Raw genomic sequence first — 16,714 nt, 5'->3', positions numbered from 1 at the left:
CTTTTCCAAACAGACAAACTTTCACTTTCAGGCTAACCCCTTTCCATGAACAAATTTACCACCATTGACTATACCATCTTTATAGTCTACTTCATCATTGTATCTGGGTACGGATACTGGATTTACCGCAAAAAGAAAACCGTTGAGTCAGACAGTAAAGATTATTTCTTAGCCGAAGGGTCCCTTACCTGGTGGGCCATCGGGGCCTCGCTCATCGCCTCTAACATCTCCGCCGAGCAGTTCATAGGTATGAGCGGGAACGGCTTTGTGGTAGGGGTAGCCGTGGCAGCCTATGAGTGGATTGCCGCCGTTGCATTGATTATTGTGGCTGTCTGGTTTATTCCGGTGTACCTGAAGAACAAGATCTTCACCATGCCGCAGTTCCTGCAGAACCGGTACAACCAAACCACCAGTTTGATCATGGCTATCTTCTGGCTATTTTTGTACGTGTTCGTGAACCTTACCTCTATCCTGTTCCTGGGGGCACTGGCCATCAGTAACCTGGCCGGAGGCGAGAACTTCCACCTGATCATGGTGTTGCTGGCTATTTTCGCGGTAATCATTACCCTGGGCGGTATGAAGGTAATCGGGTTTACTGACGTGATCCAGGTAACGGTTCTGATTCTGGGTGGTTTGGCTACTACGTACACCGCGTTAACCCTGGTGAGTAACCACTTTGGCCTGGGCAACGACATGATTGCCGGTTTCAACAAACTGCTGCAGGATTCCCCGGATCACTTCCACCTGATCTTTGACAAACCGGGTCCGGGAGCAACCCAGCAGGAAATAAACAAATACCTCATGGTGCCAGGCATTGCCATGTACTTTGGCGGTATGTGGATTGTGAACCTGAACTACTGGGGCTGTAACCAGTACATCACCCAGCGTGCCCTGGGTGCCGACCTGCACACGGCCCGTACGGGTATCCTGTTCGCCGGTATCCTGAAACTGATGATGCCAATCATTGTAATGTTGCCGGGTATTGCCGCGTATGTACTGTACAAGAACGGCGCTTTGCAGGAAGAAATGGCTCCGGGCGGACATTTCAACGCTGATAACGCTTACTCCGCTATCCTGGGCTTCTTGCCAACGGGTATGAAAGGTCTTTCTCTGGCGGCTTTGACTGCGGCCATTGTGGCTTCTTTGGCCGGTAAAGCCAACAGTATCTCCACCATCTTCACCCTGGATATTTACCAGAAATACATCAACAAAGGTGCCGATGAGAAGAAGCTTATCTGGGTGGGTAAAATCACCATTGTGGCGGCCATGTTGTTCTCTATCTTCCTTACCTGGGATGACTTGCTGGGTATAGGTGGCGAGGGTGGATTTACCTTCATCCAGAAATACACCGGTTTTATTAGCCCGGGTGTGTTTGCCATGTTCTTCCTGGGTATGTTCTGGAAGCGCACCACCGGTACGGCCGCTATTGCGGGTCTTTTCACCGGTTTCATCTTGTCTGTAGTATTCAATAATTACGCGCCAACCTGGTTCGGGAATGAGACCTTCCTGTACACAGCGTACCCTAACGGCAAAGGCGGTTATGAGATTCCGTTCCTGATCTGTATGGGACTGGCCTTCATGTTCACCATGATTGTGATGATCTTGTTGAGCCTTGCCGGGCCTAGAGTGAACCCTAAAGCATTTGAGCTGGATACTACCATGTTCAGAGTGTCAAACTCTACTTTGGCTCTTATTGTGGTAACGCTCTTACTTGTAACAGCCCTGTATGTGCGGTTCTGGTAGTACAAGATAAAACCTTATAAAACATAAGAAGCGGGCCTGAAACGTCCGCTTTTTATGTTTTTACCGTCCGTTGCAGTACCTTTTGGCCTTTAAGCCGAAGCGGTTGGCGGGACTTCCCGTGTACTTATTTGCTTTGCTGTTGATGTCTGCCTGGAGATCTGGTAGTTACCCGCTTCTCGTTTTAAAGCCGATTTTCTAAAAGCAGCCCTTAAACGCCAGGCGTAACAGACCTGCCTTTACCAAAGTATACCCAACTAAGTGAAAGACCACCTGTTGTTCATAGACATAGAGGCCTCGGGGCTGCCCCTGGAGTGGGACTTGCCGTATTCTGAGGATGCCAACTGGCCGCACACGGTGCAGGTGGCCTGGTTTGTCTATACCAAAGAAGGGCAGGAGGTCAAGGCTGCGAACCACTACATCCGGCCCGAGGGGTTTGAGGTGAGCCCGTCTTCCATTGAGGTCCACCGGCTTACGCCCGAGTTCCTGCATGCCCACGGCGAAAGCCGCCGCGAAGTGCTGCTGCACCTGCAGGAAGACCTGCAACGCTACACGCCCATGGTCATCGGGCATTTCATGCAGTTTGACTTCCACGTGCTCTCCGCCGATTTCTACCGCGAAAACCTGCCCAGCCCGTTTGAGAACCTGCCGGTTTTCTGCACCATGATCGCTTCCTCGGGACTTACCCATTTGCCTCGCAAGAAATACCTGCGCCTGGGCGAACTCTACAGTCACCTGTTCCACCAATCGTTGGAGAACCAGCACAACGCCGTGGTAGATGCGCTGGCCGCCGCCCTAAGCTACTTTGAGCTGCGCAAGCGCCGGGTGATCACAGACAGTTCCATATCCCGGCAGCAGGAAAACAGGTATAACACCGAGAAGCGTCCGCAGCCCAAGCCCACGCGCCTGCACCTCCCTATGTGGCTGTTACTGGCGTTGGGCGCTTTATTTTTAATCTTCTTACTTTTCTTTTGGCTATGAACGACCGTCTGCAATTCCTGAAAAGCGTAAAGCCGTTCCATTTGTTAGGAGACGATGTGCTGTTGGAGGTCATTGACCTACTGGAGGAAGTTTCCTATTCCAAAGACACGCTCATCTACCACCAGGAAGCCACCAAACTCCGGGGCGTGGACCTCATCGCCGCCGGCGAATATGAGTCGTTTTTCTATGATTCGGCCCAAAACAAACGGGTGCTGGAGCGCCACGGGCCGGGCTACTGCTACGGAGGTATCTCCATGCTGCTCAACCGCAAGAAATCGCTGCGCACGGTCATCGCCAAGAAAGGAACGGTGGTGTACTTTCTGCACCGAAGACATTTCCGGGCCCTGGCCAAAGCCAATGAAGGATTTCTGCACTACTTCTCGCAGGAGTTTGGCATGCGGATGCTAAACGAGGAATTCGCCCACTTTGTGAAGCGGCCCACCTCTTTTGAGGAAAACTACATCGCCACCGACCAACTCTATTCCCGCCGCATTGAGAGCGTGGAGTACCGCGACATTGTCACTTGCAGCAGCAGTACGCCCATCTACACCGCGGCCCGCATCATGGCCGAGCACAAGACCAGTTGCCTTTTCGTGAAGAACGAGGTAGGACAGATCTCCGGCTACATCACCGATATCACACTCCGCGACAACGTGGTAGCGGCCCAGGAAGACGTGCGCGGGCAGGCGAAGGAAATCATGGACAACCCCATTGTCTCCATCCGGAAAGACGCCTACGTGTATGAGGCCATCCTGCTCATGTTCCGCACCAAGACCCGCTACCTGCTCATTGAAGACCAGGGGCAGTACATAGGCATGATCAGCCGGAGCAAGCTGTTGAGCGACCAGGCCCAGTCTCCGTTCGTGTTCATCCAGTCGGTGAAGCTGGCGCGCTCGGGGCACGAACTGCGCGATAAGTGGAAACGTGTCCCCGAGATTGTGATGCAACTGCTTTTGCGCGGCGCCAAGCCCGAGATCATCAACCAGGTAGTTACCACCGTAGCCGATACCATCGCCCAGAAAGTCATAGAGGAGGTGATTGCCATCTGCGGACCGGCGCCGGCCAAGTTTGTGTTCATGGTGCTGGGCAGCGAGGGCCGCAAAGAGCAGACCCTTAAAACCGACCAGGACAATGCCATCGTCTACGAGGACAAAGCCAACGAGCAGCGCGAACTGGTGCGCGAGTATTTCCTGAAGTTCGCCGATATGGTCTCCGAGAAGCTGGACTATATTGGGTTCAGTTACTGCACGGGCGGCTACATGGCCAAGAACCCTAAATGGACGCACTCGCTCTCGCACTGGAAACGCAACTACCACGAGTGGATGCAGGAGATCGTGCCCGAGACCGCCATTCAGTTCTCCACCTTTTTTGACTGCCGCTTCATCTACGGAGACGGCGCCATCATGAAGGAGCTGGTGGCTTTCCTGGACGAGGAACTGCAGAAACCCATGCCGCGCCTGTTCTTCCACATGGCCAACAACGCCCTGCAGTACGAGCCGCCGCTCACGTTTTTCAAGAACATCAGAACATTCACGGTAGGCTCACAGCAGGTGTTTGACATCAAGAAAGCCATGACGCCCATTGTGGACCTGGTGCGGGTGTACGCCCTCAAGAACCGCATCTTCAAGACCAATACCGGCGAGCGGATAGAAGCCCTCACGGAGATGGGTGTCTTCAGTGAGAAGCAAAGCCAGGAACTCATGCAGTCTTACTACTACCTCATGGGCCTCAGGTTGCGCAAACAGGCCAGCCAGATCATGCATGACAAGAGTGAGCCAGACAACTACCTGGATATTCAGAGCCTCACCAAGATAGAGCAGGTCACCCTCAAGGAAATCTTCAAAACCATCAGCGACTTCCAACTGGGCATTAAAGTACAGTTCACCAACAACCTGTTTGGGTAAAATAAGCGTCATCTGTTTTAGGCCTGCCGTTTACAAAAACGGCCCTAAATCAGGAAAGGCTATATATTGTTGTAAACCACCGCTGGGGCGAGCCTCCGGCTCGTGTCCGCACGCATTTCTGATCCTCTTTGATGAGTTTTGCAATACTTGCTCAACAAGGGAAGCCATGCGTGCGGACACGAGCGGGACGCTCGCGCCAGCGGAGGAATGTTGCTCAAGAATTCTTTCAATAGGCTAATGCGCTTTCAGTGGGCCGCCAACCAATGCATTTGCCAATCATTCACCTCCCATTTGTCATCCTGAAAGGATCTCTGGAGCGGACGGTAGTGGCGTTTCTCCAATGTTTGTCTAGTTATCCCACAAGATCATTCCAAGATAAAAAAGGGAGGAGGAGCGACCCTGAGGAGATATTCCGAGCTTGCGTTTTGGGCCTGTTTTCCTAAAATCAGGCCCAAAACAGGTTTTACTTCTGTCCGGTGAAAAGTTGTTCCAGCATAGGATTTGTGTAGTCTTTCACAAACCCGATGATGTTTTTGTACTGGGAGAACTCTTCGGGACCGTGCATGGTGGTGATGACCAGGCAGTCCATGCCGGCGTTTTGGGCCGCCTCCACGCCTTTTGGTGCGTCTTCCAACACCAGGCAATCTTTGGAGTCTAGGCCCAGTTCCTCGGCAGATTTCAGGAAAGTCTCGGGGTGCGGTTTGCTTTTGGATACTTCATCCGCGGAGATCAGGACTTGGAAGTAGTGCCTCAGGTCCAGGTTATCCACCACAAAGTCTATGTTGAACATAATGGCCGCGGTGGCAATGGCCATCTTGATGTTGTTTTCGGCCGCTTTTTCCAGGAACTTGTCTAAACCGTTGATGAGCCGCAGCTGCGAAATGTATTCCTTCTGGTAGATTTTCTCTTTCTCAATGGAGAGCCGGTCGGCTTCTTCCTGGGTGAAGCGGTCCTCCCCGAAGAACCGGGCCAGCACCTCGCTGTTCTTGCCGTACATCTGGGCCTTCACCTCGTCCCAGGAGAGGGAAGTCTGCAGTTCCTCCTTCAGAATCTTCTGCCACGCGGTGGTGTGGTAATCCATGTCGTCAATCATGGTGCCGTTCATGTCAAACAGAAAGGCTTTGTATTTGGGGGTATTCATGTACTCGTAAGGGTTAGAGGTAAGTAAAGGCATACGGGGAAAACAAAAAAACGGGCTCCAGAAGAGCCCGCCTTTCCCTATATCCTATTTATTTTCTTTTGTCGGCAAAGCCGATGTTGATCAAACTATTTGGCCAGGGCCTTCTTGCGCTCCAGTACTTTCTGCACGGCAGCCACAATGTGCTCATCATCCAAGCCGTACTTTTTCATGAGCTGCTCCGGCGTGCCGCTCTCCCCGAAGGAGTCGTTCACGGCCACGTACTCCATAGGCAGCGGCGTGTTCTTGGCCAGCAACTGCGCGATGCTGTCGCCCAGGCCACCTAGGCGGTTGTGCTCCTCGGCACTTACCACGCAACCGGTTTTCGCCACTGATTTCAGGATGGCCTCTTCGTCCAGTGGTTTAATGGTGTGGATGTTGATGATCTCGGCGGAGATGCCCAACTCGGCCAGTTTCTCGCCGGCTTTGATGGCTTCCCATACCAAATGACCCGTCGCGAAGATGCTCACGTCGGTGCCTTCGTTCACCATCCAGGCTTTCCCGATCACGAACTCCTGATCTGCCGGCGTGAACACCGGAATCACCGGCCGTCCGAAACGCAAGTACACCGGACCCTCATATTCGGCGATGGCCACAGTAGCGGCTTTGGTCTGGTTGTAGTCACAAGGGTTGATGACGGTCATGCCGGGCAGCATTTTCATCATGCCAATGTCTTCCAAGATCTGGTGCGTGGCCCCGTCCTCACCCAAGGTCAAGCCGGCGTGCGAGGCGCAGATCTTCACGTTTTTGTCTGAGTAGGCAATGGACTGACGGATCTGGTCATACACGCGGCCGGTGGAGAAGTTGGCGAACGTGCCGGTGAACGGAATCTTGCCGCCTATGGTCATACCCGCTGCAATGCCCATCATGTTGGCCTCGGCTATGCCCACCTGCACAAAACGCTCAGGGAATTCCTTGATGAAATCGCCCATTTTCAGGGAGCCCACCAGGTCGGCGCACAAGGCCACTACGTCTTTGTTTTTTCTGCCGGCCTCTACCAACCCCGCCCCGAAACCAGAGCGGGTGTCTTTAGATTCTGTATAGGTATATTTTTTCATTTGAATGATTCTCAACGGTTATGGATGTTATTGCCTGTGTTTATAGCCTGCTTTCTCAAAATCGGCTCCTAAACAAACAAGCTTTTAAATAGATTAAACTAGAAGTGGCAAGCCCGGGAGACTTGCCGCCTGCTGCTAGTAATCCTGCATGTTGCTGGTCAACTGGTTGAGTGCCAGGGAAAGCTGCTCATCATTAGGTGCCACGCCGTGCCACTTGTGCGAGCCCATCATGAAATCCACGCCGTGGCCCATGTTGGTCTGCATCAGGATCATGATAGGCTTGCCTTTGTAGGCTTTGGCTTTGGCCAGTTCCAGGGTTTGGATCACATTGCCCAGGTCATTGCCGTTCATTTCCATGACATCCCAACCGAAGGCTTCCCATTTGGCGCGCAGATTCCCTAAATCCAGGACTTTATTGGTAGGGCCGTCAATCTGCTGGCCGTTCACGTCAATGGTAGAGATGAGGTTGTCTACTTTGTTGTGCGGCGCGAACAGGGCCGCTTCCCAGATTTGGCCTTCCTGCAACTCACCATCGCCGTGGAGCGTGAACACCAGGCCGGGATCATTGTTCAGTTTCTTGGTCAATGCCGCACCAATGGCCACTGACAAGCCCTGGCCCAAAGAACCGGAGGCGATGCGCACGCCCGGAAGTTCCTCGTGGGTGGTAGGGTGCCCCTGCAGACGCGAATCCAGCTTGCGGAAAGTCTTCAGCTCGCTCACGTCAAAATAACCGGCTCTGGCCAGCACGCTATACCAAACCGGTGAGATATGGCCGTTGGAAAGGAAGAACAGGTCTTCGCCTTCGCCGTCCATGTTAAACTCCGGGGAGTGGGTCATGACCTTGAAATAGAGGGCCACCAGAAAATCGGTGCAGCCCAAAGATCCGCCCGGATGCCCCGACTGGCAACCATGCACCATTCTCACAATATCGCGGCGCACTTGTTTGGCAACCTGCTCCAGCTCCTCAAGCTGTAATGTCTCTTTTTCTTCTGTTTGCATATAGATTAATAGTCTGTTGCTTTCAAAAGCCTGGTTCCTGAAGGAGAGCGCAGGCTACCGATAAGGTCTTAACGAATAATAAGTGTAAAATTAACAATTAATTTAGCCATTCAGATTCTTGTTCGCAAATTAAATATATAGACTTTTATGCAAACGTTGGCATAAAAAAGAGGTTTTGTCTTGATCCGAAGCAGAAATAGAGCGCCAGCGAAGAATAATTGGTGGTTATGGCAGGGAAAAGGTAGTTTCGCAGCATTATGGAGTTTACTATTGTTACCAAAGCTTTTGCAGACTTGTCTCCAAAAGAACTTTACGATCTGCTGCAACTGCGCAGTGCCGTGTTTGTGGTGGAGCAGAACTGCGTTTTCCTGGACCCCGACGGGTTGGATGACCAATGCCACCACCTGCTTTTCTACCGCGGCACCACGCTAGAGGCCTATGCCCGGCTGCTGCCGGCCGGCGTCTCTTATCCTGAGCTATCCATTGGCCGGATCATCACCAGCGCCGCCGTGCGCGGTTCCGGCGTAGGGCAGCAGCTGGTGCAGAAAGCCATTGACGAAACGTACCGGCTCTTCGGTAATGGGCCTATTAAGATCGGGGCGCAGCTGTACGCGAAGAAATTCTATGAGCGGTTTGGGTTTGTGCAGTCCAGCGAGGTCTATGACGAGGACGGCATTGACCACATCAAAATGATAAAGCCTGCCGTGGCCTAAGAAGCCCCGCGTGGTTAAACCGAAAGCCGTTTTGAGGCTGCTTTAGAGAAAGTAGCCCCAAAACGGCTTTCGGCTTTTTACATCCGTCAGTTTAATCCTTGGCCTGATTCTTACTGCCCTGCTGGTTTTTGGCCTGCTTTCTAAAATGGAGATTGAAACGGGTTCGCTAATGCAACCCGCTACAGCCATTTGAATGCTTTCCGCATCCAGCTGAACTTGTTCTGGTACGGCGGATATCTGAGCGGCACATCGGGTTTGGAGGGTTTCATGAGCACGCTTTTCTGGTGCGAGAAAGCCTCAAAGCTGGCTTTGCCGTGGTAATTGCCCTGTCCACTGGTACCCACGCCGCCGAAGGGCAGGAACGGGTTGGCCAGATGAGAAACGGTGTCATTGACACAAGCCCCGCCTGAGGAAGTCTGCGTCAGAACCATCTCTTTGGCTTTTTTGCTATTGGAAAAAAGGTAAAGTGCCAACGGTTTAGGGCGCGCGTTCACCTGCCGGATGGCTTCGGGCAGCGTTTTGTAGGTGAGTACCGGCAGCAGCGGCCCAAAGATCTCTTCCTGCATGATGGGCTGGTCCCAGGTGACGTCCGCGAGCAGGGTAGGGGCGATGTACAGGGAACTGGCATCGCATTGGCCGCCAGCGTAAACGGGAGAACCATCCAGCAAGCCTTTCAACCGCTGGAAATGGCGTTCGTTGATGATGCGGGCGAAATCGGGGCTTTGGGCCGGATTGGTACCGTAAAATTCCTGGATGGTTGAGGCCAGTTCTTTCAGCAGCGGTTCTTTGACTTTCTCCTGCACCAAGAGGTAATCGGGGGCAACGCAGGTCTGGCCCGCATTGATGAATTTGCCCCAGATAATGCGTTTGGCCGCCACCGCCAGATCGGCGGTTTCGTCTATGAGGCAGGGGCTCTTGCCACCTAGTTCCAGCGTTACCGGAATCAGTTGTCTGGCCGCCGCCTGTGCCACAATTTTGCCCACCGGCACGCTGCCCGTGAAGAATATCTTGTCAAAAGGCTGCTCTAGCAAAGCCTGGCTTACCTCTGCGCCGCCTTGCACCACGGTCAGGTACTCCGGCGGGAAATGCTCTTTGATCAGGCGGGCCAGGAGTTGGCTTGTGGCGGGCGTGAGTTCTGAGGGTTTCAGGATGGCGCAGCAACCCGCGGCAATGGCCCCCAGCACCGGCGACAGGGTGAGTTGGAACGGATAATTCCATGCCCCGATGACCAGCGATACGCCGTACGGCTCGGGGTAAATGTAGTCTTTGGACGGAAAATTCAGGAAGCTGGATTTCACCCGATACGGCTGAATCCAGCGGCGAAGGTGCTTGAGCAGGAACTTTATCTCGGCCTCCAGAATGGCAATCTCCGTGGCGAAAGTCTCAAAAGGCGGCTTCCTGAAATCATCGGAAAGTGCCGTGATGATGGCTTTTTCTTCTTTCTGAATAGCTTTCTGCAGACGGCGGAGCATCTTTGTCCGGAAAGCGAGCGGACGGGTTTGCCCGCTGTTGAAAAATTCCTTCTGGCGTTGCACCAGCGTCTCCGGTTCCTGTGGCGAGGTCATAGTTTTAAGTCCTTGAGATTACCTGCATATACTCTGCTCTCCGCAAAATGGCTGCAGACGGTACAGGAAGTGCAACTAAATATTTAGGCCAAAGCCGCCGGCCGAAGGCAAAGAATAGCATAAATACGTTTTTGGGCTATTTTTGCGGAAGCGGCTCCAAAACGCAAATATTAAAGAAAGTTTTACCCAATTGGCGGATACTTTTTAAAACGCACTCGTAAAAAGGAGACCAACCCAAAACAGGCAAACAACATTTTTGACAGCATTTAAAACAAACTGATATGGCACCACGCGGCAGTTACGATGACGAGTATGGCTACGATGACGATGACTTCAACAACAGTCATTTTGATGATGAGTTCTCCTTTGACGATGACGATGACGATGTTTTAGGCGGTAAAGGCGGCTTTGGCGCAGATGATGACGAGGAAGTGAACCTTCCGTATGAGGGTGAGCTTTTCAACGAGATGCTGAGCAAACTGCACGGTACACTCATCATGTACGGCGAGGATGACCCCAAGTTGATGGATCTCCAGACCGAGCTTCTGCAGGTAGACGCCGATAAACTGGGCACCGCCACCGATGACATGTTCTACCTGGAAGAGGCCAGCAACATTGCCAAAATCCTGAAGAAGCACGTGGGCGAGTCACCCAAGATCAAGCAAATCCACGACAACTTCATGAAAGACATCACCCGCTTCTCAGACGAGTCCGCCGAGGGCCACGCCGGCGATTATTACCTGGATGACGAGGAGTAAAAGCATTTGCTTAGCGGTTTCTAAATAAAAAGAGGAGGCTCCTGGTGTTAGGGGCCTCCTCTTTTTATTTAGAATGGAGGTGTGCAAGCCTTTTATGTTGAGAGAAGTGAAGCTATGTTTCTAAAGCCTCAGTCTGATTTAAGGCTGTTTCGCAGAAAACGGCCTTTAAAAGAAAGGGCGCTTTGTGGGCGCCCTTTCTTTTGCTTGTTTTGGTCGTTCAGGTTACTGTCTCACCACCCGGATAACGGTTTCGATGTCATCACCGGCCACCTTCACCAGGTACGTGCCTACTGCTACATCGGTCAGGTCCAGACGCTGCACTTTACCTCCGGTGAGGCTCAATGTTTTCACCAGACGACCATCCAAGGCATACACCCCTACTTTTACCTCTGAGTCGGCTAGCTGGGTCAGGTCCAAGTTCACTGCATCTGTAGTTGGGTTCGGATAGGCTTTCACCGTTGCCTGAGAGGCGGCTATGGTTTTGGTCTGCACGGCCACGGTCTTGCTGTACTCGAACTTTCCGTCGTAATCCACCTGCTTGAGGCGGTAGTAGGCGGTTCCACCCAGCACTTTGCTGTCCACGAAGCTATAGTCCACTCGCACGTTGCTGTTGCCGTTCCCCTTCACCTGCCCGATGCCGCTGAAGTTCCGGCCATCCATGCTGCGCTCCACCTGGAAGTAATCGTTGTCCTTCTCGGCGGCCGTGGTCCAAGCTAGGGAAACTCCGTCTTTCTGAGCCTTGGCCGTGAAGGTGATCAGGGTCACAGGCAATGGCCGAGGTTCAATAGTAGCTAAAGCGGTAAGGACTTCGGTTAACCGATAATTGGCATGGTCAGCCCCATTTATTACTGCTCCGGTCAAGGTTACTACTTTGTTGATTCCTGGAGTTTCATTGTCAAAGGTGGCGGTGCCGCCCTCTAAGACCACCGCATCTCCATCAATTTTGCCCACAACATCCCTGCTGCCTGTAGTCACCGTAGCGGTGTTGGTACCGTCGTATACCTTGTTATCAGCTTTGAAAGTACCGCGGATGTCTCTTTGGGTAATGTTAGCTGATAATCCAGTTGGCTGGGATAAGGAGTAGTTGTTGGCATCTGTTCCGGTTTTGGTAAACCCGGTTACTGTTACCGCTCTGGTGCCTACATTTTTGCTGGCAAAGGTACCAACAGGCGTTCCCCCAAGGTTTATGAGATCGCCTGGTATGTGGTTATTTAATCTGGCTGTTCCTGAGAAACCAAGAACATCGATGCTACCATCATAGACTTTATCATCAGGCGTAATACCTGTAATGGTCAAAGGTCTGGCAGTGATGTTGCCTACGGTACCAGTTGTGAGGTTTGATAAAGTGTAGTTACCGGATGCGGCACCTGCAATTGACAGACCATCTACGGTGATTGGTTTGCCTGTTCCTACGTTCTTATTGTCAAATGTGGCTGAGGTATATGCGAGTGTTAAGGCATCGCCGCTAACTCTGTTGTCTGCCAAGTTTACAGAGGCAATAGCGTTTCCGTCATACACCTTGCTTAGGCCTTGGGCAGTAATGGTTAAAGGCCGTTTAGTAATGGTAACATTAACGGTAATGGAGGTTGGGAAAAGATCATAATTGTTTTGATCCCTAGACCCTATTGACAAAGTGAGAGTTTGAGTTCCACTAGTTACCACACTGGTTTGTGAATTAATATACAGCGATACATGATCAGGGGGAACAACTCCGATGAGGTCAGCCGCTGTGGTTGTAAATAGCGTGGTTCCGTCGTATATTTTTTCGTAAGTAGTTTGAACAACAGGTGCTAGTACCTTAGGGGTAATCTTAGCGGAAAGGTTCGTTGCTGTAAATGAGGCAAGCGAGTAGTTGCCTGCATTTGCTCCTTCTAAGGTGCTACTGATGTAAGTTACACTGATTGGTAGAACTGGAGACGTCTTGTTTTGCCGATTCACCAATGCTGAGGCGAAAGTGCCAGTGCCTGACCAGGTGACTATGTCTCCGGGAATAATACCGGTTAATGTTCCGCTAATAGTTGCTTCTCTGTTGCCATCGTATACTTTGTCATTTGCGGCAATATTACTAAGTGTTAACTCTCTTGCAGTAATATTTGCTTTAAGTCCAGTGGGTGGGGTGAGGGTATAGTTGCCAGCTGCTGTTCCTTCTAAAGCACCCGTGAAAGTTACTGGAATATCAGTGCCTACATTTTTAGTGGCAAATGTGCCGGTTTTGGTAAATGTAACATTGTCAATGTCATTGGAGGTAACCCTTGCAAGCGTACCTGTGATGGTGGCAGCATCTGTTCCATCATAAACTTTGCTGTTTGCTCTTGCCCCTGAAATTGTAAGCATTCTAGGGGTGATGCTGGCAGCTAAACCTGTTGGTTGAGAAAGGGTGTAATTGCCTTTGTCTGATCCAGCCAGGATACTTGTAGAGGTAACGATATGTGTGCCTACGTTCCGGGAGGCAAAGGTGCCGCTCCTGGTTAGTGTAACATTATCCCCGAAAATAACGCCATTCAGGGTGCCGGTGATGGTTGCATTTCTAGAGCCGTCGTATTCTTTATCAATTGCCCTTGCATCTATTACGGTCAGTTCCCTGGCTGTTATGTTGGCTTTGAGCCCTGAGGGTTGGCTAAGGGTGTAATTGCCTTTGTCATTTCCTCCCAGGGTGCTGGTGGAGGTGACAGCTATTCCAGTTCCCACATTTGGTGTTGCAAAGGTTCCGCTCAGATTAAGTGAAACATCTTCTGTGCCAACAACTCCATTTAATGTTCCAGAAATAGAAGCGGTAGTGGTTTTATCATAGACTTTATTACTGGCTATGGCATTGGCAATTGTCAGGGCTTTGGCAGTGATAGTAGCAGTAGTGGTGGCTGTTGTATTTGAAAGTGTGTAGTTGCCTTGATCAGACCCTGTAATAGAGATACCCTCTACAGTTACGGTTTGAGCCCCTATGTTTTTTGTTGCGAATGCAGCAGAGGTGAATGCAATAGTCAGGTTGTCTGAAGAAATTTGGTTGGCAGACAGTGTCACAGATGCGGTTGTGTTTCCGTCATATTCCTTGTTCTGGGCACTAGCCGTTACAGTTAGTGACCGACCTGTGATGCTGGCAGTAGCAGTGGCAGTGGTATTGACGGTGTAGTTGCCAGCGTCAGCTCCGGTAAGGGTGAGCCCGGTGGCGGTCACGGTTTTGTTTGTGCCTGCGTTTTTGTCACTGAAGGTGGCTGTACCGCCTGTGTAAGTTACCTTGTCTTCAGCCAGAACGCCGGCTAAGCTACGCTCAGTAATAGAAGCAGTGGCATTGCCGTCATATACCTTATCTGCGGCTTTGATGGAGCCTGTAATGGCTAGAGGTGTGATATTGGCAGTCAGGTTTGAGGCAATGGTGTAATTGCCTGCATCTGCTCCGGTAAGGGTATAGCCAGGTGCCACAGGTTTGTTGTTGCCTACTGCTTTCGTATTGAAAGAGGCATTTGCCGTGGAGGCTGGGTCAACGCTTACTTCATCATTGCCAATTTTACCAGCTAAGGAAGGTGTGCCCGAGAGAGTAGCAGTAGTAGTAGCATCATACACCTTATTTTCTGCTGTAACTCCTGTTAAAGTAAGTGCCTTGGCGGTAATACCAGCGGTAGTGGTAGTGGTGGTATTTGATAATGTATAATTTGCTGCATCCGTTCCGCCGATGGTGATGCCATCTACGGTTACCGTTTTTCCTTCTCCTACATTCTTATCAGCAAACACTGCCGGGGCAGATGCAAGCGTCAACTGATCACCGCTTAGCTTGTTTGAAGCCAATTCTACAGTAGCATTTGTGTTTCCGTCGTATTCCTTGTTCTGAGCCGTGGCTGTTATAGTGAGCGCACGGGCAGTGATGTTGGCAGTAGCAGTGGCAGTAGTATTGACGGTGTAGTTGCCAGCGTCAGCTCCTGTAAGGCTGAGGCCGGTGGCGGTTACCGTCTTGCCCGTACCCACGTTTTTATCACTGAAGGTGGCTGTGCCTCCAACGTATGACACTACATCTAGGCTGAGAATTCCTGTGAGATTACGACTGGCAATGGTGGCCGAGGTATTGCCATCATACTGTTTGTTTTCGACTGTGATATACCCTTCAATTTGTAAAGGTGAAATTGTGGTCGTAAGGTTGGCTGGTTGGCTTAGGTTGTAGTTATTAGCGTCTCCTCCAGTGAGCGTATATCCGGTTACAGTAACAGTTTTATTAATTCCTGGGGTTTTGGAAGCAACGGAGCCTTTCGCCAAAGTAGCATTGATAGCTATATCATCTCCATTGATAGAATTGCTTAGAGAAGGGGTCCCTGTTACAGAAATCTCAGTAGTCCCGTTGTAAGGTCTGCTAACTGCTGTGACTCCTGTTATAATGACTGGTAGTTGTGTGATGTTAGCCGTGGTCGAAGCCGTGGTAGGAGATAAATTATAGTTTCCGCTGGCGGTCCCAGTTAGGCTAAGCCCCGTTGCTGTTACTGTCTTTCCAATGCCTATATTTTTAGTGTCAAAATTAACTGTTCCGCCTGATAAGCTTACGTTAGAAGCATCTACAGGTAGTACCCCTATTATTGATTGTGCTGAGATTGTTGCTGTAGTACTACCATCATAAACTTTGTTGGAGGCTGTTATAGATGCTGTTACTGTTTTTGGCTGTACATCAAATGATGAGCTTGTGGCAGATGTAAGCCCACTTGCGCTAAAAGTAATCGTCTTTGGGCCCGCAGTAGTAGCTTGAAGGTTCGAGAAAGTTACAGTCCCATTACCTCCTGCTGATCCTATATTTTGGGTATTGTTAATTAAGCTACCAGTTCCCGTAGCAATGGCTGCTGTGACGTTTTTTGAAGTTCCAAGATTAGCTGAAGTGAAATTGTTAAATTGATCTTGTACTCTCACTACAGGAGCGCTAATTGCGGTTCCATAGGTTGTTGCAGAAGGCTGAGTTGTTATAGCCAATTTTGTTGCATTTCCAGCAACTTGAGTAAGAGAACCAAAGTTACTACCACCACTCCCATTGGTATTTGAAGTAGTGGTTATGCCGTTGATAACTGCTGTTCCACCTGCTGCCCCTGGAGCCCTATATATTTGTCCCGATGGTAGATTAACACCTGTAGTTGCTTGTACTCTTACTCCAGAAATGGTTAAAACGTCAATTTTTTGAACCGCATTTATAGAGTATGTTATAGTCAACTTTGTGGATGTTACATTTATTGCGGGATTATTTAAAAAGTCATTTGGATTGCCTCTGTCTACTTTAGTATTGGTGGAGTTAACGAAACTCCAACCCGTAGGAGCAGTTAAGATTAATGTTTGATTATTTCCTAAGGCGAAATCTCCGGCAGCTTTTTCTGTTATAGCAATATTGCTCAAAGTAGTTATAGAACCGCCGCCTGTCGCGTCAGCAGCATTGTCGGCAGTGAGGTTTGTTCCACCTGTTGCGACTGTAATACTGACTTGTGCTTCAACGTAAAAAGCTGCCAAAAACAAGAGAGTGGTTAGCAAAAGGCTTTTGCTAAAGTGTAGAGTTCGTCCCATACCTTTTCCTGATAATATAAATTTGTTAATAAAAATTTGATATAAAGCTCTTGGGGTCGCCTCCTTGGGGGATCGGAGTTTGTTTATTATTGAATGATATAGCTAATTTTTATAACTTTTAAGCAATATTAAGTAAACATAAAAGGTTGTTTTTACTTATCCTAATAATTTTTAAGATATTATATATAAATAAATCAAAATATACCAAGCAAAGTGCAATAAAAAGGCTTTTTTTGTAAATATTTGCTCTTTAGCTGGTTATGATATAGTGTAAAATACTTAAGATGTGGGTATTAAAG

At 50.2% G+C, this 16,714-nt stretch carries 10 protein-coding genes; 5 read left to right on the top strand and 5 right to left on the bottom strand.

Annotated elements, in window-relative coordinates; translation table 11 throughout:
- The first annotated feature begins 45 nt into the window (after positions 1-45).
- From J3P34_RS05075 to J3P34_RS05065, 3 genes are all read left to right on the top strand, one after another.
- Positions 46-1,743, top strand: a complete 1,698-nt coding sequence (locus J3P34_RS05075) for a sodium:solute symporter family transporter (protein ID WP_210466687.1) — start codon at positions 46-48, stop codon at positions 1,741-1,743.
- 258 nt (positions 1,744-2,001) lie between these two features.
- Complete coding sequence (locus tag J3P34_RS05070; protein WP_210486743.1) at positions 2,002-2,721, top strand: 3'-5' exonuclease; 720 nt, start codon at positions 2,002-2,004, stop codon at positions 2,719-2,721.
- Positions 2,718-4,625, top strand: a complete 1,908-nt coding sequence (locus J3P34_RS05065) for a DUF294 nucleotidyltransferase-like domain-containing protein (protein ID WP_210486741.1) — start codon at positions 2,718-2,720, stop codon at positions 4,623-4,625. The genes J3P34_RS05070 and J3P34_RS05065 overlap by 4 nt, the downstream gene beginning before the upstream one ends.
- Positions 4,626-5,088: 463 nt before the next feature.
- Here the strand turns inward: J3P34_RS05065 and J3P34_RS05060 are convergent, their stop codons facing one another.
- The 3 genes from J3P34_RS05060 to J3P34_RS05050 form a co-directional block, all read right to left on the bottom strand.
- The gene (locus J3P34_RS05060) at positions 5,089-5,766 is read right to left on the bottom strand and encodes an HAD family hydrolase (RefSeq protein ID WP_210486912.1); all 678 of its coding nucleotides are present in this window, start codon (positions 5,764-5,766) and stop codon (positions 5,089-5,091) included.
- Between the two features lie 125 nt (positions 5,767-5,891).
- The gene (locus J3P34_RS05055) at positions 5,892-6,860 is read right to left on the bottom strand and encodes a transketolase family protein (protein ID WP_210466683.1); all 969 of its coding nucleotides are present in this window, start codon (positions 6,858-6,860) and stop codon (positions 5,892-5,894) included.
- 135 nt (positions 6,861-6,995) lie between these two features.
- The gene (locus J3P34_RS05050; RefSeq protein WP_210486740.1) at positions 6,996-7,859 is read right to left on the bottom strand and encodes a transketolase; all 864 of its coding nucleotides are present in this window, start codon (positions 7,857-7,859) and stop codon (positions 6,996-6,998) included.
- A gap of 257 nt (positions 7,860-8,116) precedes the next feature.
- On the opposite strand from J3P34_RS05050, the gene J3P34_RS05045 reads away from it, so the two are divergent.
- Positions 8,117-8,572 carry a GNAT family N-acetyltransferase gene (locus J3P34_RS05045; RefSeq protein WP_210486739.1) on the top strand — a complete coding sequence of 152 codons (456 nt, stop codon included), beginning with the start codon at positions 8,117-8,119 and terminating at the stop codon, positions 8,570-8,572.
- Between the two features lie 179 nt (positions 8,573-8,751).
- Here the strand turns inward: J3P34_RS05045 and J3P34_RS05040 are convergent, their stop codons facing one another.
- A complete protein-coding gene (locus J3P34_RS05040) occupies positions 8,752-10,137 on the bottom strand; it encodes an aldehyde dehydrogenase (protein WP_210486738.1) in 1,386 nt (461 codons plus the stop codon).
- 281 nt (positions 10,138-10,418) lie between these two features.
- On the opposite strand from J3P34_RS05040, the gene J3P34_RS05035 reads away from it, so the two are divergent.
- Positions 10,419-10,895 (top strand): hypothetical protein, encoded by a 477-nt coding sequence (locus J3P34_RS05035; RefSeq protein ID WP_210486737.1) that lies wholly within the window; start codon positions 10,419-10,421, stop codon positions 10,893-10,895.
- A gap of 222 nt (positions 10,896-11,117) precedes the next feature.
- Here J3P34_RS05035 and J3P34_RS05030 read toward each other — a convergent pair whose 3' ends face one another.
- On the bottom strand, positions 11,118-16,415 hold the full coding sequence (locus tag J3P34_RS05030) for a YDG domain-containing protein (RefSeq protein ID WP_210486735.1): 5,298 nt from the start codon (positions 16,413-16,415) through the stop codon (positions 11,118-11,120).
- Between the last annotated feature and the right edge of the window lie 299 nt (positions 16,416-16,714).

The organism is Rufibacter aurantiacus, from assembly GCF_017916345.1.
Lineage (GTDB): Bacteria > Bacteroidota > Bacteroidia > Cytophagales > Hymenobacteraceae > Nibribacter > Nibribacter roseolus.
Note: the sequence above shows the minus strand (reverse complement) of the source record. Positions and strands in the feature narration are given on the sequence as shown.